The organism is Paraburkholderia sp. GAS334 (genome assembly GCF_050436625.1).
Classification (GTDB): domain Bacteria; phylum Pseudomonadota; class Gammaproteobacteria; order Burkholderiales; family Burkholderiaceae; genus Paraburkholderia.
Window position 1 is genome coordinate 107,484 of record NZ_JBNDMO010000006.1, and the last position, 21,213, is coordinate 128,696.

Consider the following 21,213-nt stretch of genomic DNA (forward strand, 5'->3'; position numbering starts at 1 on the left):
ATTTCGTCTGACCCCTTGCCCTGATTTGGGGCACATCGCACCCGATCAGGGACGCCGCTTAAGGCCGCTTGTGCAGAACCTGGTCAACCAGACCGTAAGCCTGCGCGTCGTCACCCGACATGAAGTTATCACGATCGGTATCGCGCGCAATGCGCTCGACCGGCTGACCCGTGTGATGCGCGAGCAGCTGGTTCAGACGTTCCTTCAGGTACAGGATTTCACGTGCCTGAATTTCGATGTCCGACGCCTGCCCGCGTGCGCCGCCGAGCGGCTGGTGAATCATCACGCGTGCGTTCGGCAGCGTGAATCGCTTGCCCTTCGCACCCGCCGCAAGCAGGAATGCGCCCATGCTTGCCGCGAGACCCATACACAGCGTCGAGACGTCGGGCTTGACGAACTGCATCGTGTCGTAAATCGCCATGCCGGCCGATACGGAGCCGCCCGGGCTGTTGATGTAGAAGCTGATGTCCTTGTCCGGATTTTCGCTTTCCAGGAACAACAACTGCGCCACCACGAGATTGGCCGTCTGGTCGTTCACTTCACCGACCAGAAACACCACCCGCTCCTTCAACAGACGCGAATAGATGTCGTACGAACGCTCGCCACGTCCGCTCGTTTCCACGACGATCGGAACGAGCCCGAGCGCCTGCGCCTCGAGGTCCCGGGGCGCGTGGGAGGCTAACGTGTCCAGCAATTGAGCGCGAAAGGTCATGCAGTGGATCCTTGTCTGGAATGTTCTTGTTCGTGAGGCAGGTGTGTACGACGACGCCAGTTTCAAGCCCGCACGATACGCCGGACATAAAAAAACGGCGTGCGGGCCGTCGCTCCGACAGCCGGCACGCCGTTACAACGACGCTTACGCCTGCGCCGTCGCGCTTGCCAGCTCTTCGAAGCTCACTTCCTTGTCCGTCACTTTGGCCTTGCCGAGAACGAAATCGACGACGTTGGCTTCAACGACGTACGCTTCCATTTCCGCCAGGCGCTGCTGGTTCGAATAATACCAGCGGACGACTTCCTTCGGGTCTTCGTAGCTTTTCGCGAATTCGTCGACTTCAGCACGGATCTGTTCCGGCTTGGCCTGCAGTTCATTCGCCTTCACGAGTTCAGCCAGCACGAGACCGAGCTTCACGCGACGTTCAGCCTGTTCAGCGAACATTTCAGCCGGGATCGGTGCGTCGGCAGCGTTCGGCACGCCGCGTTGCTGCAGATCCTGACGCGCCATTTCGACGAGGCGTTGCTGGTCCTGTTCGATCAGCGCCTTCGGCACGTCGAGTTCCGAGATCTTCAGGAGCGCGTCCATGACCTGGTTCTTGACGATCGCCTGCGTGCGACGCTTTGCTTCGCGTTCGAGGTTGTCCTTGATTTCGCCGCGCATCTTGACCTGATCGCCGTCTTCGATACCGAGCGACTTCGCGAATTCAGCGTCGATTTCCGGCAGGTGGGGCCATTCGATCTTCTTCATCGTGACCGTGAACTGCGCCGTTTTGCCAGCGACGTCCTTGCCGTGATAGTCAGCCGGGAACGCCAGATCGAATTCCTTCGACTCGCCGGCCGTAAGGCCTGCCGCTGCCTTTTCGAATTCCGGCAGCATGCGGCCTTCGCCGAGCACGAATGCGAAATCGTCGGCGCTGCCACCCTGGAACACTTCACCGTCGATCTTGCCGACGAAGTCGACCGTGACGCGGTCACCTTCTTTCGCTGCCGTTTCGCCGCCGCCGTCGCCATGTTCGCCGGCTTCACCGCGTGCGTGGTAATGGACGCGCTGCTTGCGGAGAATATCCAGCGTGCGGTCGATTTCCGCTTCGCTGATCGTAGTCGTGGTGCGTTCGATTTCAGCCGTCGCGACGTCGCCCAGCTTCACTTCAGGGTAAACCTCGAACGTGGCGTCGAATGCGTAGTCGCTTTCCGCGGCGTCGGTCTTCGGCGCGAAGCTCGGCTGGCCAGCAACGCGCAGGTTTTCCGCGCGGCTGATATCGAAGAATTCCTTGCCGACCTTGTCGCTCAGCACTTCAGCTTCCACCTGGCCCGAATACTGTTGCGTCACCATTTTGAGCGGCACCTTGCCCGGGCGGAAGCCCGGCATACGCACATTCTTCGCCAGCTGGCGGATACGCGAGTCCACTTCCTTCCGAACGGTGTCTTTCGGCAGGGAAATCGTTACGCGGCGTTCGAGCTTGCCGAGGTTTTCAACAACGTTAGCCATGGCTTCAATCGTCCTAAAATTATTCGAGCGAATCAGTTATCTTTGCCGTGCTGCCTCTCGATGCCGCTTTTTGACGCCCGGTTCCGGGCACAGCCTGCATCGATCGCGCACCTCTCGCCGCGGGCCCTCGGGGCGCCTGCAACACGGTTTGGGTCAGAAGAGCCGAATATTTTAGCAAACTATTTGCGCGCCTAGCCGGGATTCGATGTTTTGCCGGTTTTTTCCCCGTCATCGGGTCCATATCCGGGTCTTTTCCCCGTCAACGGTCGCCCCATTCCGTCCACCGACGATGCGGGCGCCCGCACGGCTCGCCCCGTTCGATAGCCTCTATGCCATCCGGCATATTCAGCCGTCGACGCCATGCTGCTAAGCTATCGCACACGCTCGAACTTCAGCCTGCTGGAGTCCGCGTCGCCCGACAACAACCTACACGAGACACCATGCCGAATCCGTCGTCCACGCCTGTCGTCGTCATCGCTCCCGATTCTTTCAAAGGCTCTCTCGGCGCCGATCAGGTTGCCGCAGCCATCGCTGCCGGCATTCAGCGCGCGCGACCGGACGCGGTCGTGCGCATCTGTCCGATGGCCGATGGTGGCGAAGGTACGCTCGACGCCATGCTCACGCGCGGCGGCAAGCGTTCAATGCTGACGGTGAGCGGCGCGGCGGGCCCGGCACGCGAGGCAGCCACAGGCCTGCTCGCAGACGGCAGCGCGATCATCGAAACAGCGGAAATCGTCGGGATTACCGATCCGGTCGGCATGGGTGTGCCGGTCGAAGCACGCAGCACGCGCGGCATGGGTGAAGCGATCCGCGCACTGCTCGATACCGGCGTGCGGCGGTTCTTCGTGGCACTCGGCGGCAGCAGCACGAACGATGGCGGCGCGGGCCTCCTCGTCGGGCTCGGGCTGAAGCTGTTCGATGCACAGGGGCAGGAACTCGAGCCCACGCCGGAACACCTTGCGAAACTTGCGCGCGTCGACGCATCGCAACTTGACGCGCGGCTCGCCGGCGCGAGCTTCACGGGCATGTCCGATGTCGATAATCCGCTCACCGGCGAACACGGTGCAACCGCCGTGTTCGGTCCGCAGAAAGGTGTCAGGTCCGAGCAGGTCGGGCAGATCGACGCTGCCCTCGCCCGTTTCGCCGATCTGCTCGAGCCCGCGCTCAACCGTACGGCGCGCAATGAGGCCGGCGCAGGCGCGGCGGGCGGCCTTGGATTCGCGCTTCACATGCTCGGCGCGCAGTTTCAGCCCGGCGCGGAAGTCGTCGCGCAGCAGATCGGGCTCGACACCGCGCTCGAAGGCGCCAACTGGCTGATTACGGGCGAAGGCCGGTCGGACGTGCAGACGCTGCATGGCAAGGCGCCGTTCATCGCGTGCCGTCACGCGCAGGCTAGAGGCGTGCCCGCCACGCTGCTGTCGGGCGCTGTCGATGCCGCCGCGCTTCCCCGTCTTTCAGAGCACTTCACCGGCTGCTTCTCACCCGCACCGGGACCGGTCACGCTGGAAGTCGCAATCCGCGACGCGGCGCGGCTGCTCGAGAACGAAGCGGAACAGCTCACGCGGCTGAAGTACGGCGCGCGTTGACCCGCTCCGCGGATGCGGCAACAATCACAGCGGCACGATTGCATCCACCCAACCCGGGAACATCATGAAGGCATCCGCCAAAACCGGACTCGAGCAGTTTCTGACGTATCGCCTGCATGTCCTGAACAAGCTTGCCGAACGCGGCATCGGCGAACGCTATCAGGAGAAGCTCGATGTCACGCTTCCGGAAGCACGTGTGATCGCGTCGGTGGGGTCGTTCGGGCCGTTTTCGATCATGGATCTGGCGCGGCACGCGAATCTCGACAAGAGTCAGGCGAGCCGCGCGGCCGAGGCGCTCATCCGGCAGGGGCTCGTCAAGCGGGAAGCGAGCGAAGAAGATGGCCGCGTCGTGCTGGTGTCGCTGACAACTGAAGGACGCGCGCTCTATCGTCGCGTGATGCCGATCGCGCGCAAATGGAATGTGGATCTGTTCGCGTGCCTCGACGAGAAGGAACAGGCCACGCTCAGCGATGCGCTCGACAAGGTCATCGAAAGCATGCTGGCGCGCGAAGCCTGATTCGCATTAAAGCGCGCCGCTCCTCGCTGCCGGCCGCTGCCGCCCGAGGCCTCGCGGCCGCCCCACCGTAGCCTGCTATTGGCCATTGTTGGACGCGCGCTGACGCAGCAGCCCGAGCACGGCATCGCAGAACGGCGTCGGTATAGCGAGCTTGCGGCCGAGCTCGGGAAACACGCCGACAATCGGCCCGATCTCGAGCGGCCGCCCCGCCTCGAGGTCCTGCAGCATCGACGTCCGGAACGCACCGAGTTTGCGCGTCACCGCTACACGCCCGGGCGCGGTCATGCCGGTGGAAAGACCGAGACGCGTGCCGATCGCGTCGGCCTCTTCCATCATCCTGAGTACGAGTGCGTGAGTGAGCGGATCGTCGAGCAGCACGTCCGCCGTCGATCCGCTCAGCGCGCTCAATGGATTCATGTTCATGTTGCCCCACAGCTTGACCCAGATCTCCGTGCGGATGTCGTCCGATACGGTGACGTCGAAGCCACCCTCGCGCATCGCGGCGGAAAACACGTTCGCCTGCACCTGAAGCGCGGTATCGGGTGCTCCCACGATCAGATGGTTACCGCGACCGCGCCGGATCACACCGGGCGCGTCGGTCGATGAAGACAGGTGCACGACGCACCCGATCGACTGTGCGGGCGGCAACGCGGCCGACACAACGCCACCCGGGTCCACAGCTTCGATGTGCTGGCCGGCGAGCGGACCGCTCATGCCGTCCAGAAACCACCACGGCAGTCCGTTCATCGCAGCGACGATCACCGTGGACTGACCGATCATCGGCCGCAGGCTTTCCGCGACGCCTGGCAATGCCTGCGCCTTGAGCGCGACCACGACGAAATCCTGGACGCCGAGCCGCGCGGCATCATCGTCGGCGGTCACGCGTGAGGTGGTTTCGCCTTCGTCACCGTCATCGCCGACGATGCGAATGCCGTCGGCGCGAATCGCGTCGAGCGTCTTGCCGCGCGCGAGCACGCTCACGTTGTGGCCTGTCCTTACCGCCGCGGCGGCGATCAGGCCGCCGATCGCACCGGCGCCCACTACGGCTGTCCTGACTTGCGGAGAATTCATGACTGCGTTACTCCCTGTATGACGGATCGACACGATCGAGCTGGCGCAGCAACGCGTCAAGCACGTCCTGACCCGCACCGTACCGCGGATCGAACTGCAACGCATCCTGCGTGCAGCGTACGGCGATCTCGTCGGGAATGATGCGCGACGGTCCGAGCGCGGCCGTCGCCAGCTGGATCTCGCAGGCGCGATTGAGCGTCCACAGGCGCGAAAAGGTCTGAGCAATCGTCGCGCCGATCGCGAGCAGGCCGTGATTGCGCAAAATCATCAACGACCTGTCACCCAGACTCGCGACGAGGCGCGGCCCTTCGTCGGCTCGCACGGTGATGCCTTCGAAATCGTGATACGCGACGGCGCCGCGCAGTTGCGCCGAATAAAAGCTGGCGTTGTCCAGTCCGACCTGCGAGCAGGCAACCGCGAGCCCAGCGGTCGTATGGGTGTGCATCACGCAATGCGCGTGAGGCACCGTTCGATGGATCGCGGCGTGCACAACGAAACCGGCCGGATTCACACAGTATTTCGACTCCCCGACGACGCGCCCGTCGAGGTCGATCCTGACGAGATTCGACGCCGTCACCTCGCTGTAATGCAGGCCAAACGGGTTGATCAGAAAGTGCGTGTCAGGGCCCGGCAACCGGGCAGTGATGTGGTTATAGATCAGCTCGGTCCAGCCCAGCATTGCGAAAACACGATACGTGCCCGCCAGCTCGACGCGCAGCGTCCGTTCGCGTTGATTGCCGTGGTCGCTTCTGGATTCGGTGCTGCCGGAATGGATTTCATCGGTGGCTGACATTCCAGTCTCCTCGCCCGCGTTGCGGGCATGACACTGTCTTTCGACGCCAGGGTGCGTCAGCGCAGGATAGGAGGATCTGGTTGCGCGTGCAACCAACAGATCGCGGCGCACAGCCGCGCTTCAATCAGAAGAATGACCCCGACGAAGCCAGCATGCTGACGGGACAACCTCACTGCCGCCGCCGTCGGTCTGCTCAGCGCTGGCGCGCTGCGCGCCACGCGATCCACAGCTTGCGGATCGGCGTCAACGCGATCCGTTGATGCAGCACCTTGTAGCCTTCGCGTTCGATTTCGTCGAGCACGGCAACGGACAGCGCGGCCTGCGCGCGGAGCGTGCGTTGCGTCGGCCGTTCGTCCGCCGGGATGGCGGTGAGCGCGGCGGTGACTGCGTCGTGTGCGCGGGCCGTCTGGAAGCGCATCAGTTCGGTGAACGCATCGGTGTAACGGCGGTTGATCAGATCCGCCGCCGTTACATTGAAGCGCTGCATTTCGTCGATCGGAACATAGATGCGACCGTGGCGCGCGTCGTTGCCGAGTTCTTCGACGAACTGCGCGAGCATCAGCGCCTGACCAAGCGGCGCGGCCCAGTTCGACGCCTTCACCGGGTCGCGCGCAGTAGCGCGTGCGACGAGCGTCGCAAACGTACCGCCGACGCTCACCATATACCGCTGCAGGTTCGGATAGTCGAGATAACGCGCCTGGTCGAGATCCATCTCGTATCCGGCAAGCAGCGCCTGCAGCGATGGATATTCAGCCTCGACGTTTCCCTGGTACGCGGCCAGCGCCTTCGACACCGGATGCGACGGTTCACCTGCGGCAAGCGCCGCGATTTCCTTCTGCCACCACGCGAGCTTCGTACGACCGATGGTCGGATCGCTCGTTTCCTTGACGGTCTCCTCGAACTCGCGGCGCAACGCGAACAGGGCGGTCAAAAGCGGCTGGCGGGCGACGGACGCCTGACGTAGCGCGTAATAGGCGCTCGAACCAGGCGGCGCGGCTTTCTGCTGGCAATAGTCGTCGAAATTCACTGGATTGGGGGCGTGGGGAATCGGATGCAGATGGCGCGCACCCTGCGGTGCGGCAAGCCGAAAATTGTAGCATCGCGATCCATGTCGCAGATGCAGACAAGCGTTGGCCAATCGGTTAGAATTTCGCGCTTACGCTTTCGGACGCTGCTTTTGCGGGCAATACACGCAATGAGGCGACGGGGGCGAGCCAGAACATCGGGTAGCGTGCTCACGCATTCCACCCGGCTGCGAGGATGGCGAAATTGGTAGACGCACCAGGTTTAGGTCCTGACGCCAGCAATGGTGTAGGGGTTCGAGTCCCCTTCCTCGCACCAGTCTTTTTCCCGGTTGACTCCAGCGGTCAACTCTTAGGGGTTCCACGCGCGCAAATCCGCGTCAGCCCGTCACACCCGCAACAGAGGCAGCGGCTCGAACCGCTGCTGAAGAATGCTCGCTGAGTCGAGCCCCCACCAGGACCCGAGCACCGTTGCGTAAATCTGCCGGAAGTCGATGCCCACCGGCAGATTGCCGTTCCCGTCGAGTTGCGCGAGCACCGGCGGCACGCCGTACAGGCCGCCGCGCACACGCCCGCCCATCACGAAGTGCGGCGCCACGGTACCGTGATCAGTGCCATTGCTCTGGTTTTCGCGCGGACGCCGTCCGAATTCCGCGTACGTCATCACCAGCGTGTTATCCCAGCGGCCCATCTCGATCAGCGCCGATCTCATCGACACAAACCCTTCCGCCAGTTGCCTCAGCAAGGCAGCCTGCTGGCCGGGCTGGTTCTGATGCGTATCGAAGCCGTTCAACGTCAGACGGATTACGGCGACGCCCTGATCTTCCAAGGGTTTGCCTTGCGCCGTGTCGCCAGCCGCCAGCACCTGCATCGCTGTCTTGATGGATGTTCCGAACGCGCCCGACGCAAACGTCGTCTTCAGCTGGAGCTGGCCATCGCGCGCGCCGGGCACGGGACGCAAACGATCGGCGGCTTTCACGATGTCGTTCTCGACGTCGAGAATGTGCGCGAGTTCGGGGTTACGCTCCTGCAGTGAAACCGGCGTGACGAGCCGCGACGCGCGCACAAACTGCGCCGGATTGACGAGCGCGATTGCGCGCGCGCCGTTCGCGAGCGGCCCCATCTCCGCACTGCCGATCACGACGCCATCGGCGGCGAAACCGGCCGGCACTGGACGCTGCGCAAACGCCCGCGAAAGCCAGCCGTCGCGCAGATACTGATCCGCACGCGATGCGGTGTCCCAGATTTCGATCGAACGGAAATGCGACAGGTTCGGCTGCGGATAGCTCACGCCCTGCACGATGGCGAGCTGATGATCCTGCCAGAGCGGCATCAGCGGCAGCAATGCGGGATGCAGCGCCGTGCGCTCATCGAGCGGGATCATCTGCTCGCGTTTGATGCCGATGTTTTTGCGCAGTTGATAGTAAGCGGGATCGGCGTACGGAATGACCGTGTTCAGGCCGTCATTGCCGCCTTTCAGTTCGACGAGGATCAACAGATTGCTATAATCCCGCGCGCCCGACGTCGCGCCCGACAAGTCCCGCGATCCGTCCGACGCCGCGGCACCTTCGCGCGCCGCGCCCCACTGCGCGCCGAACGCCGCCGGCCACCACAGCGCGGCGCCTGCCGCGGATGTCATCGCAAGGAAATCGCGTCGTTTCATGCCGCACCTCGTTCGTCTTTTAGTTCGACCCTTTGCGCTTGTTGCATTTCCATCGACGCGCGCTCATTTCAGCTGGTACACCGGGTCCATCAGCAACGCTTCCAGATACGCACTGCCCGTCGAATCTGTCGCGATCGCATCGACGGGCGCAAGCGGCAGCACCGCGTGCTGTAACTGCAGTTCGGTCGAGAGCCCAGGCTTCGCGTCCGGCTTTGTGTTGTAGCGCGCGAGCCAGCCATCGAGGTCGAATCTGACGCCGCCCTGCCCAACGCGCGCCATCGCGCGCTGCATCGAGCCCGCCGCGTTGTCGCTCATGTCCATGGCATTACCGCTTTGCGTCCGACGCGGGCCCGCAGTTTCAGTCGCGCGAAACATCTGCTCGACGAACTGTTTGCGCGCGAGCAGCGTCGAGCTGTTGATCCAGGTCTGGCCGCCTGGCCAGCCCTTCACATTCGGCGGATAGAACAGATTCTCGCCGAGATTGCGCGTCGCTGCGGCGAACGGCGCGGTGTTCTCGTAGCTGATGTCGAACGCGCGCAGCGTGCCGACCACGAACTCCACCGGCGACTTCACGAGCACGCCGCGATTGTCGTCGCGCCAGAACGCGTCAGTGAGGAGCAGACCGCGCAGCGCAACCTTGATGTCGTAGTGACTCGCGCGGAAGCGGTCGGCAACGCTCGCAACCTGCGCAGCGTCCGGCGTGTCCGAGACAAACTCGCGCCACAGCCGCGTCGTGACGAACGTCGCGGTCTCCGGACGCGCGAGCAGGATATCGAGCATCTGATCGCCATCAAACGGACCGCTCTCGCCGAACACCGTCTTGCTGCCATCGTCGTGAAAATTCGGCCGCCAGAGATAGGTCTGCGTATCGGGATCGAGACTCCAGCCGGTGTAGGCGCGCGCCGCTTCCGATACGTCCTGCTGCGAGTAGTGGCCTTCGCCGAGCGTGAACAGTTCCATCACTTCACGCGCGAAATTCTCGTTGGGCTTCCCCTTGCGATTGCCCGCGCCGTCGAGATACAGCAGCATCGCCGGATCTTTTGCGACGTCGTGCAGCATCACGCCGAAATTGCCGAACGCTTCGCGGCGCAGCAGCGCGTCCTGCCGCGCCATGACCTGCGGAAACGGCACCTTGTCCTGACCGGACGTGAAGTGGTTGTGCCAGAAGAGCGTCATGCGCTCGGTGAGTGGCGAAGGCGTCGTCGCCATTTCGCGAATCCACCACGCGCGCAACTCTTCATAGCGCTGGCGACGCATCCGCTGTTCGTCGCGACGCTGGTCGGGCGTCCACGCCTTGCGTTCGGCGCGTGTCGGGAGCGGTTCGGCCGCCCAGCCCGGCAACGGCGTCGCGGCCTCGGTGCGCACGCCGCCGAGCACCTTGTCGACCGCCTGCTCGCGTGTGAGCCCGACGTATTGCGCGACTTCATTGCTATCGGGTGCGAAGCCGGTGCGGGTGAGGAAGAAGCGCACTTCGTCCGCGTCGAGGATGGCGTCCGTTTCGTCGCCCGCTTTCAATGTGACCGCATGATGCTTCGGCCGGGCCGCATGCGATGCGCCGTCCTGCGCAACCGCGGTCGAAGTCGAAGTCGAAGCTGAAGCCAGCGCTGGCGCAATGCCGGCGCCCAACGCGAGGCAAACGAGCGCCGGCATCAAGCGATTGAGCGTGGAGAAGGTTTGCATCGTCCATTGTCCCTGAACGTAACGTGATGCGAGCGCATCAAAGGAAGGCGTTCGCGCCGGCAACGAAGATCTACGTTACACGCTCAACGGCAGTCGACGCGCGATAGTTGACGATGGAATTGCTACGAAATTTTTCATGCGCGCGAAAGGCGCAAGGGATCGTTCTCGACTGACAGTCAACGTCGGGCGAACGTCAGGTGAACGCAAACGCCTTACCGCTTGTAAAGCTCACGTACCGCATCTTCGATGTGCTGACGCAGCAGGCGGCGTTCTTCGGGCGTCATGTGACCATCGCGGCGACGTTGATCGAGATCGGGGGGAACTGCGGTGTGCATCATGATGTCCGATGCTGGCTGGTCGACAGTTGCGGCGTGCGGCGCACGCGGTACCTTGTTCCCGTTGTACCCGGGCGAGCGGGGATTCGCCATCCGGTCCGGCGCAGGCTGGGCGTGGGCGGGCATGGTAGCCAATGTGCCAGAGAGCGTGCCGGCAACCGCCAGTGCAATCACGCGCAAGCGCACGTTCGGCCAAACCCCTCCCTTCATTTTTTTCCCTTCGTGGCGCGGCAACCGGTACCTCAAATGCGTGTGCAGACCCCGGTAATGGCCGGGGTGCTAAAGTTTTTGTCGAATGAAGTATCTACCGAACAGCCGCAAACAGTAAAGGAGTGTAAGCGCGCACGCTTTACGCCGTGCCACTGTCAGGGTAAATTTTGTAACTGACTGTAACCTGATAATTGGTGCGAACAGGCACCGCTTTGTAATCGCGCTAAGATGCCGACTATGGAAACCAAAAACCCTTCAAAAATCCTCGTCGTCGACGACGATCCGCGTCTGCGCGATCTGCTGCGCCGCTATCTGGGCGAACAGGGATTCAATGTCTATGTCGCCGAAAACGCGCCGTCAATGAACAAGCTGTGGGTCCGGGAGCGGTTCGATCTGCTCGTGCTCGACCTGATGCTTCCTGGCGAGGATGGTCTCTCGATCTGCCGGCGTCTGCGCGGCAGCAACGATCGCACGCCGATCATCATGCTGACGGCGAAGGGTGAAGACGTCGATCGCATCGTCGGGCTCGAAATGGGCGCCGACGACTATCTGCCGAAGCCATTCAATCCGCGCGAACTGGTCGCGCGCATTCACGCGGTGCTGCGCCGTCAGTCGCCGTCGGAACTGCCGGGCGCGCCATCCGAAACCACCGAGGTCTTCGAGTTTGGCGAGTTCGCGCTCAATCTTGCAACACGTACGCTCACCAAGGCCGGCCAGGAAATTCCGCTGACCACCGGCGAGTTCTCCGTGCTGAAGGTATTCGCGCGTCATCCGCGCCAGCCGCTGTCGCGCGAAAAGCTGATGGAACTCGCGCGTGGGCGTGAATACGAAGTGTTCGACCGTAGCCTCGACGTGCAGATTTCGCGTCTGCGCAAGCTCATCGAACCGGATCCGGGCAGCCCGCGCTTTATCCAGACGGTGTGGGGTCTCGGCTATGTTTTCATTCCCGACGGCGCAGCTTGACGGTATTCCTGAGGTTGTCGCTCCTGCTTTCTGACGAGAAGGGCCCATGCGGATCGACCGGCGCCTCCTGACGCTCGCGTTCGGCGGCCTTTTCTGGCGGACCTTTCTGCTGATCGCACTGTTGATCGCGGTCAGTCTCGCCGCATGGTTCCAGAGCTTCCGGGTGATCGAACGCGAGCCGCGCGCGCAGCGCGTGGCGTTGCAGCTCGTCGCCATCGTGAAGCTCACGCGCACCGCCCTCCTTTACTCCGATCCCGACCTGCGGCGCGCGTTGCTGCAGGATCTGGAAAGCAATGAAGGAGTGCGCGTGTACCCGCGCGAAACCACGGATAAATACCGCCTGCAACCGGACGAGTCGCTCAACCGGTTGATCGAACACGACATCCGTGGCCGTCTCGGCGACGATACCATCATCGCGCAGACGGTCAACGACATCCCCGGTGTATGGATCAGCTTCAAGATCGATGACGACGACTACTGGGTCGCGCTCGATCGCGATCAGCTCGACAACGTCACCGGCCTGCAGTGGGCCGGATGGGGCATCTTTGCGCTCGCACTATCGCTATTCGGCGCGGCGTTCATCACGAGTCTCGTGAACAGACCGTTCGCGCGGCTAGCGATGGCCGCGCGCAAGGTGGGTTCCGGGCAATCGCCTGAGCCGCTGCCGGAGCGCGGCATGGGCGTGGCCGCCGAAACCAACCGCAGCTTCAACCAGATGGTGACCGACCTCGAACAGCTCGAGGCCGATCGCGCGCTGATGCTCGCCGGCATTTCGCACGATCTGCGCACGCCGCTCGCGCGGCTGCGGCTCGAAACGGAAATGAGTCCGTCGGATCAAAGCACGAAAGATGCGATGGTCGACGACATCGAGCAGATGGACATGATCATTGGCCGCTTCCTTGATTACGCGCGTCCAGTGCAACGAATGACTGAACCGGTCGACCTTTCCGTGATCGCAGGAGAACTGGCTGCGCGTATGGCAAGCGAGGACGGCATGCGCCTCGTCACGCGGCTCGCGCCGTCGGCGGTCGTCGAGGCGGATGAAACCGACATGCGGCGCGTCGTCGGCAATCTGGTCGAGAACGCGCGCAAGTATGGGCTGAGCGACGGCGACGGCATTCCGCGCGTCGTCATCGAAACGCGCGTGTCGCACTCGCGCGTGGAACTGTCCGTGGTGGACGAAGGCCCCGGTATTCCCGAAGACCAGCTCGCGCTTGTCACACGACCGTTCTATCGTGTCAATTCGGCGCGCAGTCAGGCGAACGGCACGGGTTTAGGGATGGCGATCGTGCAGCGGCTCGTTGGCCGTTATCGCGGCTCGCTGCGTCTGCGCAACCGGACGCCTGGCCCCGGGCTCGAAGTCACGATCGACTTCCCACTTGCCAAGGGCATCTGAACCGGCCGCCATTTCACAGGCCGGCGCGCGCCGAACGGCGGCAGCCTCGTAACACCCAAAAAATGGAGACGCATGGCTCATGCCTATCGGGCCAGTGAATAAAAGCTATCCGCTTTGTTAGTTAAAAACTATTGATTTGATTGATCAATAGAGTTATAGTGAAATTTGTGTAGCGCAGCATGCGTTACAACGAGCAGGCAGCTTGAACAGATTGTTTTTCCAACACATACAGGAGTATCTGCATGAAAACCGTGGGCGATAAACTCGAAGCTTTCACCGTCACAGCAGCCAAGCCGGGCTTCAACAATCACGAAGAAAACGGCGTGTCGGCGTTCGAAGAAATCACCGAACAGTCGTTCCCGGGCAAGTGGAAGATCATCTACTTCTACCCGAAGGACTTCACGTTCGTGTGCCCGACGGAAATCGTTGAGTTCGGCAAGCTGGTCAAGGACTTCGACGAACGTGACGCCGTTCTGCTCGGCGGCAGCGTCGACAACGAATTCGTCAAGCTCGCATGGCGCCGTGAGCACAAGGACCTGAACAAGCTGAACCACTACGCGTTCGGCGACGTGAAGGGCGAACTGATCGACCAGCTCGGCGTGCGCGACAAGGAAGCCGGCGTCGCACTGCGCGCGACGTTCATCGTCGATCCGGAGAACACGATCCAGCACGTTTCGGTGAACAACCTGAACGTCGGCCGTAACCCGGAAGAAGTGCTGCGTATTCTCGACGGTCTGCAAACGGACGAACTGTGCCCGTGCAACCGCGCGGTCGGCGGCTCGACGCTGTAAGTATTGCAGTGGAAAACCCGCTAAGCTTGAAAGAGCCGGCGGGCTTTTTTATCGGCAATCTGATAGGAGATATCAATGGAATTCCTTGCCTCGATTAAAGAGCTCGTTCCCGACTACGCGAAAGATATCCGCCTGAATCTGGACGGCACGATTGCCCGCTCGTCGCTGGAAGGCACGGACGCGGTTGGCGTCGCGCTGGCGGCGGCGTTCGCGGCGAAGAGCCATGTGATCGTCGATGCGATCCGCCATTCGGGCGCGCTGTCGCCGGAAGAAACGAACGGCGTGCTGACGGCAGCCGCGTTGATGGGCATGAACAACGTCTGGTATCCGTACCTCGAGATGGCCGACAATGCCGATCTGAAGACGCAACCGGCCGGCCTGCGGATGAACGCATACGCGTCGCACGGTGGCGTGGAGAAACGTCGCTTCGAGATGTACGCACTCGCGGCTTCGATCATCGGCAAGTGCCACTTCTGCGTGAAGTCGCACGCGGAGAACCTGGTCGCCGAAGGTATGAGCACCACGCAGCTACGCGACGTCGGTCGCATTGCCGCGGTGATCAACGCGGCAGCGCTGGTGATTTCGGCTGAAGGGAAGTAAGCAGCCGGCGCTGCGCAAGAGCACAGCAGCCGGTAGCGCAGCCTTCTCGCAATGCGGGACGGTGCGCCACAAAAAAACGCCACGCGTAATAACCGCGTGGCGTTTTTTAATACCGTCGGAACTGACGCGTGAAATCCACTGGACCGACGCGCCCGCTACGAAGAACGATCAGGCACGGGAGAGCAGCACTGCCGCCTGTGCTTCGATCCCCTCGCCTCGCCCCAGATAACCGAGCTTCTCGTTGGTCTTCGCCTTCACGTTGACCCGATCCAGCGGCAGGTTCAGATCTTCAGCGATATTCGCGCGCATCGCGTCGATATGTGGCGCGAGCTTCGGCGCCTGCGCGATCACGGTGCTGTCGACATTGCCGATCACAAAACCCGCATCCGTCACCCGCTTCGCGCATTCGCGCAGCAGCACGCGGGAATTCGCGCCCTTGAAGCGCTCGTCCGTATCCGGAAAGTGACCTCCGATGTCCCCCATCGCCGCCGCGCCGAACAGCGCGTCGGTGATCGCGTGCAACAGCACGTCGGCGTCGGAATGGCCGAGCAGGCCGCGGTCGTACGGCACCGTCACGCCGCCGATGATGAGCGGCCGCCCCGGCACGAGCGCGTGCACGTCATAACCCTGTCCGATCCTGAAATCCATATGTACTGGTGTCCTGTCGTCCGTTGTTGAATCAGGAAGCCGCTGGCCGGCTGAGAATTGCGTCCGCGAGATCGAAATCTTCCGGATACGTGACCTTGAAGTTGCGCAGACTGCCCTGCACGAGGCGCGGCGCATGGCCGAGCCACTCGATGGCGCTGGCTTCGTCGGTGAGATCGTGGCCGTCCTGCTGGGCGCGCAGAATCGCCTCGCGGAGCATCCCGACGCGGAACATCTGCGGCGTCTGCGCCTGCCACAGGCCGTCGCGGGCCTCGGTGCGGGCAATCCGGTTGTCGCCGTCCGGCGTGATGCGCTTGAGTGTGTCGGCGGCGGGGAGCGCCATGATGCCGCCCACAGGGTCGTCCTTCAACGCCGCGACCAGCGAGCGGATCAGCGCCGAGGTGATGCCAGGGCGTGCGGCGTCGTGCACCAGCACCCAGTCGTCGTCGCTGGCGCCGAATTCGGCGAGCCCATGCAGGCCGTTCAGCACCGAGGCCTGGCGCGACGCCCCGCCCGTGCGGCGCACGGCGAAACGCAGGCCGGCGAACCGGCGGGCGTCGAAATGCTGGTCGTCGGGGGCGATCACAACGAGTGTCTGTGCAAATTCGCTGCACGCATCGAACGCGGCCAGCGAGTAATAAAGCATGTCTCGGCCCGCGACCGTACGGTACTGCTTGGGCATCGCGGCGCCTGAACGGCTGCCGGTTCCGGCGGAGGGGATCAGGGCAAAAAGACGTGAAGTCACGAGGGCGAACGCCGGGAAAGTCAAAGTGAAGGACGGATTTTATAATAGGTCCTTCGCATCCACCTCGGGACGCGCGTAAACTTGCCGCTCACGTGTGAGCCAGGGCTGCCTTTTTCTTTATGCCAGATATCGCCGCTTCATCGCAGTCCACCCCGCCCGTCGCGCTGGTCAAGGCCGGCCAGCGTTTCGCCTTCGACGGCACGCACGGCTCATCCGATGCGCTTCTGATCGCCCGATACCACCTCGCCTACCGCGAACAGGTGCCGCTGCTGGCGGTCGTCTGCGCGAGCGCAGTCGATGCGCAGCGTCTGACGCAGGAAATCGCGTTTTTTGCACCCGAAGCCCGCGTGCGCCTGCTGCCCGACTGGGAAACGCTGCCTTACGACACGTTCTCACCGCACCAGGATCTCGTCTCCGAGCGGCTCGCCACGCTGCATGATCTCGGCGAAGGCCGTTGCGACATCCTGCTCGTGCCCGCCACGACGGCGCTGTACCGGATGCCGCCGGCGTCGTTCATGGCGGCGTACACGTTCTCGTTCACGCAGGGCGAGCGGCTCGACGAAGCGAAGCTGAAGTCGCAGCTGACGCTGGCCGGCTACGAGCACGTGAGTCAGGTCGTGCGTCCCGGCGAATACTGCGTGCGCGGTTCGCTGATCGACCTGTATCCGATGGGCTCGCCGCTGCCGTACCGTATCGACCTCTTCGACGATCAGGTCGACTCGATCCGCGCATTCGATCCCGATACGCAACGCAGCCTCTATCCGGTGCGCGATGTACGCCTGCTGCCGGGCCGCGAATTTCCGTTCGACGAAGCCGCGCGCACCGTGTTTCGCAGCCGCTGGCGCGAAGTGTTCGAAGGCGATCCGAGCCGCGCGTCGATCTATAAGGACATCGGCAACGGCGTGCCGTCGGCGGGTATCGAGTATTACCTGCCGCTCTTCTTCGAAGATACAGCCACGCTCTTCCACTATTTGCCCGAGCGCGCGCAACTGGCGTTCGTCGGCGATCTGGAAGCGGCAATCCGGCGCTTCACGAACGACACGAAGCAGCGTCACAACTTCCTCTCGCACGATCGCGACCGGCCGATTCTCGACCCACAGCGCCTGTTTCTCTCCGACGAGGATTTCTTCACGCTGGCGAAGCCGTTCGCGCGACTTGTGCTGCCGGGCGACGCGGGCGGCGGCTGGGCGACGCCGCTGCCGAACCTCGCCATCGACCGTCACGCGGAAGATCCGATCGCCGCATTGCGTGCGTATCTCGACACGACGCCGCATCGCGTGCTGTTCGCCGCAGAATCGGCGGGCCGGCGCGAGACGATCATGCAACTGTTCGTCGACAATCATCTGAAGCCCGCGTCGACCGACAGCTACTTCGACTGGCTCACCACCGATGCACGCTTCGCGCTAGGCGTGTCGCCGCTGTCGAGCGGCTTCGCGATTCCCGCCGAAGGCATCGCGGTCGTCACCGAAACGGAACTGTACGGCCCGCTCGCGCGCCGCGCCGGGCGGCGTCGGCAGGAACAGGCAAGCAACGTCGATTCGATGGTGCGCGATCTGTCGGAGCTGAAGATCGGCGATCCGGTGGTGCATTCGCAGCACGGCATCGGCCGCTACATGGGCCTCGTGACAATGGATCTCGGCGAAGGCGACACCGAGTTCCTGCACCTCGAATACCAGGGTGACAGCAAGCTCTACGTACCGGTCGCGCAGCTACACGTCATCTCGCGCTACAGCGGCGCCGATCCGGAAAGCGCGCCGTTGCATTCGCTCGGCTCCGGCCAGTGGGAAAAGGCCAAACGCAAGGCTGCACAACAGATCCGCGACACCGCTGCCGAACTGCTGAACCTGTACGCGCGCCGCGCGCTGCGCCAGGGTCACGCGTTCCCGCTCGATCCGCGCGATTACACGAAGTTCGCCGAAAGCTTCGGCTTCGAGGAAACGCCCGACCAGGCCGCGGCAATCGCCGCCGTGATCGGCGACATGACGAGCGGTAAACCGATGGACCGCCTCGTGTGCGGCGACGTCGGCTTCGGCAAGACCGAGGTCGCGTTGCGCGCGGCGTTCATCGCGGTGCTCGGCGGCAAGCAGGTCGCCCTGCTCTCGCCCACTACGCTGCTCGCCGAGCAACACGTGCAGACGTTCACCGACCGCTTCTCCGACTGGCCGGTGCGCATCGCGGAACTGTCGCGCTTCAAGTCGACGAAGGAAGTCAACGCGGCGATCCAGCAGATCAACGAAGGCACCGTCGATATCGTCATCGGCACGCACAAGCTGCTGTCGTCGGATGTGCAGTTCAAGCGGCTCGGCCTTGTGATCATCGACGAGGAACACCGTTTTGGCGTGCGCCAGAAAGAAGCGCTGAAGGCGCTGCGCGCCGAAGTCGACGTGCTGACGCTCACCGCGACGCCGATTCCACGTACGCTTGGCATGGCGCTCGAAGGTCTGCGCGACTTTTCGGTGATCGCGACCGCGCCGCAGAAGCGTCTCGCGATCAAGACTTTCGTGCGCCGCGAGGAAGACAGCGTGATCCGCGAGGCCATGCTGCGCGAACTCAAGCGTGGCGGCCAGGTGTACTTCCTGCACAACGAAGTCGAGACGATCGAGAACCGTCGCGCGATGCTCGAAGCGCTCGTGCCGGAAGCGCGTATCGCCGTTGCGCACGGCCAGATGCACGAGCGCGAACTCGAGCGCGTGATGCGTGACTTCGTCGCGCAGCGCGCGAACGTGCTGCTCTGTACGACGATTATCGAAACCGGCATCGATGTGCCGAGCGCCAACACGATCCTGATTCACCGCTCCGACAAGTTCGGACTTGCGCAGTTGCATCAGTTGCGCGGCCGCGTCGGGCGCTCGCATCACCAGGCGTATTCGTATCTGCTCGTGCACGATCCGCAGGGTCTGACGAAGCAGGCGCAGCGACGGCTCGAAGCGATCCAGCAGATGGAAGAACTCGGCGCGGGCTTCTATCTGGCGATGCATGACCTCGAAATTCGTGGTACCGGCGAAGTGCTGGGCGATAAACAGTCGGGCGAGATTCACGAGATCGGCTTCCAGCTTTACACCGACATGCTGAACGATGCGGTCAAGGCGTTGAAGGAAGGCCGCGAGCCGGATCTCACCGCGCCGCTCGCCGCGACCACCGAAATCAACCTGCACGCGCCGGCGATTCTGCCCGCCGATTATTGCGGCGACGTGCAGGAACGCCTGTCGCTCTACAAGCGTCTCGCGAACTGCGAGCACAGCGATTCGATCGACGGCATTCACGAAGAGCTGATCGATCGCTTCGGCAAGTTGCCGCCGCAGGCGCATGCGCTCGTGGAAACGCATCGGCTGCGTCTGGCGGCGAAACCGCTGGGCATTTCGAAGATCGATGCCGGCGAAACGGTGATTGGCCTGCAGTTCATCCCGAATCCGCCGATCGACGCCATGCGGATCATCGAAATGGTCCAGAAGCACAAGCACATCAAGCTCGCCGGCCAGGACAAGCTGCGCATCGAGACGCGTACGCCTGATCTCGCCGTACGCGTCTCGACGGTGAAAGAGACGTTGCGTGCACTCGGCGCGCCGACAAAAGGCACCGCCGCAGCGGCGCGCTAGACACGCCATGTTGCAGCGCGTCATATGCGCGCTGCAACACACGTTTCTTATTTGAGGCTTTGGCTCGGCGTATGTTTTTTGGGTATGATCGAACGATAACGATGCTGGAGATCCGTCATGTCACATGTCGCTGAAACAGCGCAATCCGCAGCCTCTTCTTCGTCCGCTTCCGCCTCGCCTGCTTCGCTTCCCTGGGTCAAACGCCTTGTGTCGATCGACACGGTCAGCCGCAATCCCAACCTGGGTCTGATTGAAATGGTGCGCGACGATCTGCGCGCGCACGGTATCGAAGCGACCCTCACGCACGACGAAAGCGGCAAATGGGCGAACCTGTTCGCGACGGTGCCCGCGCACGACGGCGAGACGAATGGCGGCATCGTGCTGTCCGGTCATACAGACGTGGTGCCTGTCGACGGCCAGCAATGGGACAGCGATCCGTTCAAGCCTGAAATCCGCGGCGACAAGCTCTACGGACGCGGCACGTGCGACATGAAAGGCTTCATCGGCGCGGCGCTGACGCTGCTGCCGCAGATGCAGAACACGAAGCTCGCGAAGCCGATCCATTTAGCGCTGTCGTTCGATGAAGAAGTGGGCTGCGTCGGCGCACCGCTCCTGATTGCCGACCTGATGAAGCGCGGCATCAAGCCGGAGGGCTGCATCGTCGGCGAGCCGACCAGCATGCGCCCGATCATCGCGCACAAGGGCATCAACGCGTATCAGTGCTGCGTGCGCGGCCAGGCTGCACATTCGTCGCTGACACCGAAGGGGCTCAACGCGATCGAATACGCCGCGCGCCTCATCTGTTATATCCGCGATATGGCGGACCAGTTCCGCGCTGAAGGCCCGTTCGACGAACTCTACGACGTGCCCTTCACCACCGCGCAGACCAGCACGATCGAAGGCGGCAACGCGATCAACACTGTGCCGGCGGAATGCAGGTTCGACTTCGAATTCCGCAATCTGCCGACGCTCGATCCTGAACCGATCTTCGCGCGTATCGATCAGTACGCGCGCGAAACGCTGCTGCCGAAAATGTTGCGCGAGCATCCATCGGCCGCGATCGAAATCACGAAGATCGCCGCGGCGCCCGGGCTCGATTCATCCGAGCAGGCCGCGATCACGCAGCTCGTACGTGCGCTGACGGCCGATCAGGACAAACGCAAGGTCGCGTATGGCACTGAAGCGGGCCTCTTTTCGCTGGCGGGCATTCCGAGCATCGTGTGCGGTCCCGGCGATATCCTGCAGGCGCACAAGGCCAATGAATTCGTCGCGCTCGATCAGCTGGTTGCGTGCGAGCGTTTTCTGGGCAAGTTCATCCACAGCATGTCCGTGGAAGCGCATACGCACTGAGCTTCGCGATTGACCCGCGGGCCGTCACGTCACCGCGAATCACACAG

18 protein-coding genes and 1 tRNA gene are annotated in these 21,213 nt (G+C 63.0%); 9 read left to right on the forward strand and 10 right to left on the reverse strand.

Annotated elements, in window-relative coordinates:
• Nucleotides 1-58: 58 nt before the first annotated feature.
• The gene (gene clpP, locus P3T21_RS13345; RefSeq protein WP_429256408.1) at nt 59-712 is read right to left on the reverse strand and encodes an ATP-dependent Clp endopeptidase proteolytic subunit ClpP; all 654 of its coding nucleotides are present in this window, start codon (nt 710-712) and stop codon (nt 59-61) included.
• A gap of 144 nt (nt 713-856) precedes the next feature.
• Nucleotides 857-2,203, reverse strand: coding sequence for a trigger factor (gene tig / locus P3T21_RS13350; protein WP_429256409.1), 1,347 nt, complete (start codon nt 2,201-2,203; stop codon nt 857-859).
• Between the two features lie 440 nt (nt 2,204-2,643).
• Here tig and P3T21_RS13355 point away from each other — a divergent pair, with 440 nt between their 5' ends.
• Both P3T21_RS13355 and P3T21_RS13360 read left to right on the forward strand, forming a co-directional pair.
• Nucleotides 2,644-3,789, forward strand: a complete 1,146-nt coding sequence (locus tag P3T21_RS13355; protein ID WP_429256410.1) for a glycerate kinase — start codon at nt 2,644-2,646, stop codon at nt 3,787-3,789.
• Between the two features lie 64 nt (nt 3,790-3,853).
• Nucleotides 3,854-4,306, forward strand: a complete 453-nt coding sequence (locus P3T21_RS13360) for a MarR family winged helix-turn-helix transcriptional regulator (RefSeq protein WP_429256411.1) — start codon at nt 3,854-3,856, stop codon at nt 4,304-4,306.
• Between the two features lie 75 nt (nt 4,307-4,381).
• Here the strand turns inward: P3T21_RS13360 and P3T21_RS13365 are convergent, their stop codons facing one another.
• The 3 genes from P3T21_RS13365 to P3T21_RS13375 form a co-directional block, all read right to left on the reverse strand.
• Nucleotides 4,382-5,377: a 2-dehydropantoate 2-reductase gene (locus P3T21_RS13365; protein ID WP_429256412.1), complete on the reverse strand. Its 996-nt coding sequence runs from the start codon at nt 5,375-5,377 to the stop codon at nt 4,382-4,384.
• Between the two features lie 7 nt (nt 5,378-5,384).
• Nucleotides 5,385-6,170 (reverse strand): class II aldolase/adducin family protein, encoded by a 786-nt coding sequence (locus P3T21_RS13370; protein ID WP_429256413.1) that lies wholly within the window; start codon nt 6,168-6,170, stop codon nt 5,385-5,387.
• Nucleotides 6,171-6,363: 193 nt separating this feature from the next.
• A complete protein-coding gene (locus P3T21_RS13375) occupies nt 6,364-7,197 on the reverse strand; it encodes a squalene/phytoene synthase family protein (protein WP_429256414.1) in 834 nt (277 codons plus the stop codon).
• A gap of 227 nt (nt 7,198-7,424) precedes the next feature.
• Here P3T21_RS13375 and P3T21_RS13380 point away from each other — a divergent pair.
• Nucleotides 7,425-7,511, forward strand: a tRNA-Leu gene (locus P3T21_RS13380).
• A gap of 69 nt (nt 7,512-7,580) precedes the next feature.
• Here P3T21_RS13380 and P3T21_RS13385 read toward each other — a convergent pair.
• From P3T21_RS13385 to P3T21_RS13395, 3 genes are all read right to left on the reverse strand, one after another.
• Nucleotides 7,581-8,855 carry a DUF1501 domain-containing protein gene (locus tag P3T21_RS13385; RefSeq protein WP_429256415.1) on the reverse strand — a complete coding sequence of 425 codons (1,275 nt, stop codon included), beginning with the start codon at nt 8,853-8,855 and terminating at the stop codon, nt 7,581-7,583.
• Between the two features lie 63 nt (nt 8,856-8,918).
• Entirely contained in the window at nt 8,919-10,505 is a 1,587-nt protein-coding gene (locus P3T21_RS13390) for a DUF1800 domain-containing protein (RefSeq protein WP_429256631.1), read from the reverse strand.
• A gap of 242 nt (nt 10,506-10,747) precedes the next feature.
• Nucleotides 10,748-11,080, reverse strand: a complete 333-nt coding sequence (locus P3T21_RS13395) for a hypothetical protein (protein ID WP_429256632.1) — start codon at nt 11,078-11,080, stop codon at nt 10,748-10,750.
• 228 nt (nt 11,081-11,308) lie between these two features.
• Here P3T21_RS13395 and ompR point away from each other — a divergent pair, with 228 nt between their 5' ends.
• The 4 genes from ompR to P3T21_RS13415 all read left to right on the forward strand — a co-directional run bounded on the left by ompR (nt 11,309) and on the right by P3T21_RS13415 (nt 14,830).
• On the forward strand, nt 11,309-12,043 hold the full coding sequence (gene ompR, locus P3T21_RS13400) for a two-component system response regulator OmpR (protein WP_006048917.1): 735 nt from the start codon (nt 11,309-11,311) through the stop codon (nt 12,041-12,043).
• Between the two features lie 46 nt (nt 12,044-12,089).
• Nucleotides 12,090-13,439 (forward strand): ATP-binding protein, encoded by a 1,350-nt coding sequence (locus P3T21_RS13405; RefSeq protein ID WP_429256416.1) that lies wholly within the window; start codon nt 12,090-12,092, stop codon nt 13,437-13,439.
• 242 nt (nt 13,440-13,681) lie between these two features.
• On the forward strand, nt 13,682-14,230 hold the full coding sequence (locus P3T21_RS13410; protein ID WP_429256417.1) for a peroxiredoxin: 549 nt from the start codon (nt 13,682-13,684) through the stop codon (nt 14,228-14,230).
• 75 nt (nt 14,231-14,305) lie between these two features.
• Complete coding sequence (locus tag P3T21_RS13415) at nt 14,306-14,830, forward strand: carboxymuconolactone decarboxylase family protein (RefSeq protein ID WP_429256418.1); 525 nt, start codon at nt 14,306-14,308, stop codon at nt 14,828-14,830.
• A gap of 168 nt (nt 14,831-14,998) precedes the next feature.
• Here the strand turns inward: P3T21_RS13415 and ispF are convergent, their stop codons facing one another.
• Both ispF and ispD read right to left on the reverse strand, forming a co-directional pair.
• Nucleotides 14,999-15,478 (reverse strand): 2-C-methyl-D-erythritol 2,4-cyclodiphosphate synthase, encoded by a 480-nt coding sequence (gene ispF, locus P3T21_RS13420; RefSeq protein ID WP_429256419.1) that lies wholly within the window; start codon nt 15,476-15,478, stop codon nt 14,999-15,001.
• Nucleotides 15,479-15,509: 31 nt separating this feature from the next.
• On the reverse strand, nt 15,510-16,220 hold the full coding sequence (gene ispD, locus P3T21_RS13425; protein WP_429256633.1) for a 2-C-methyl-D-erythritol 4-phosphate cytidylyltransferase: 711 nt from the start codon (nt 16,218-16,220) through the stop codon (nt 15,510-15,512).
• A gap of 119 nt (nt 16,221-16,339) precedes the next feature.
• Between ispD and mfd the strand changes: the two genes are divergently transcribed.
• Both mfd and argE read left to right on the forward strand, forming a co-directional pair.
• Nucleotides 16,340-19,816, forward strand: coding sequence for a transcription-repair coupling factor (gene mfd, locus P3T21_RS13430; RefSeq protein ID WP_429256420.1), 3,477 nt, complete (start codon nt 16,340-16,342; stop codon nt 19,814-19,816).
• Nucleotides 19,817-19,933: 117 nt separating this feature from the next.
• Complete coding sequence (argE, locus tag P3T21_RS13435) at nt 19,934-21,166, forward strand: acetylornithine deacetylase (RefSeq protein WP_429256421.1); 1,233 nt, start codon at nt 19,934-19,936, stop codon at nt 21,164-21,166.
• The last annotated feature ends 47 nt before the right edge of the window (nt 21,167-21,213 follow it).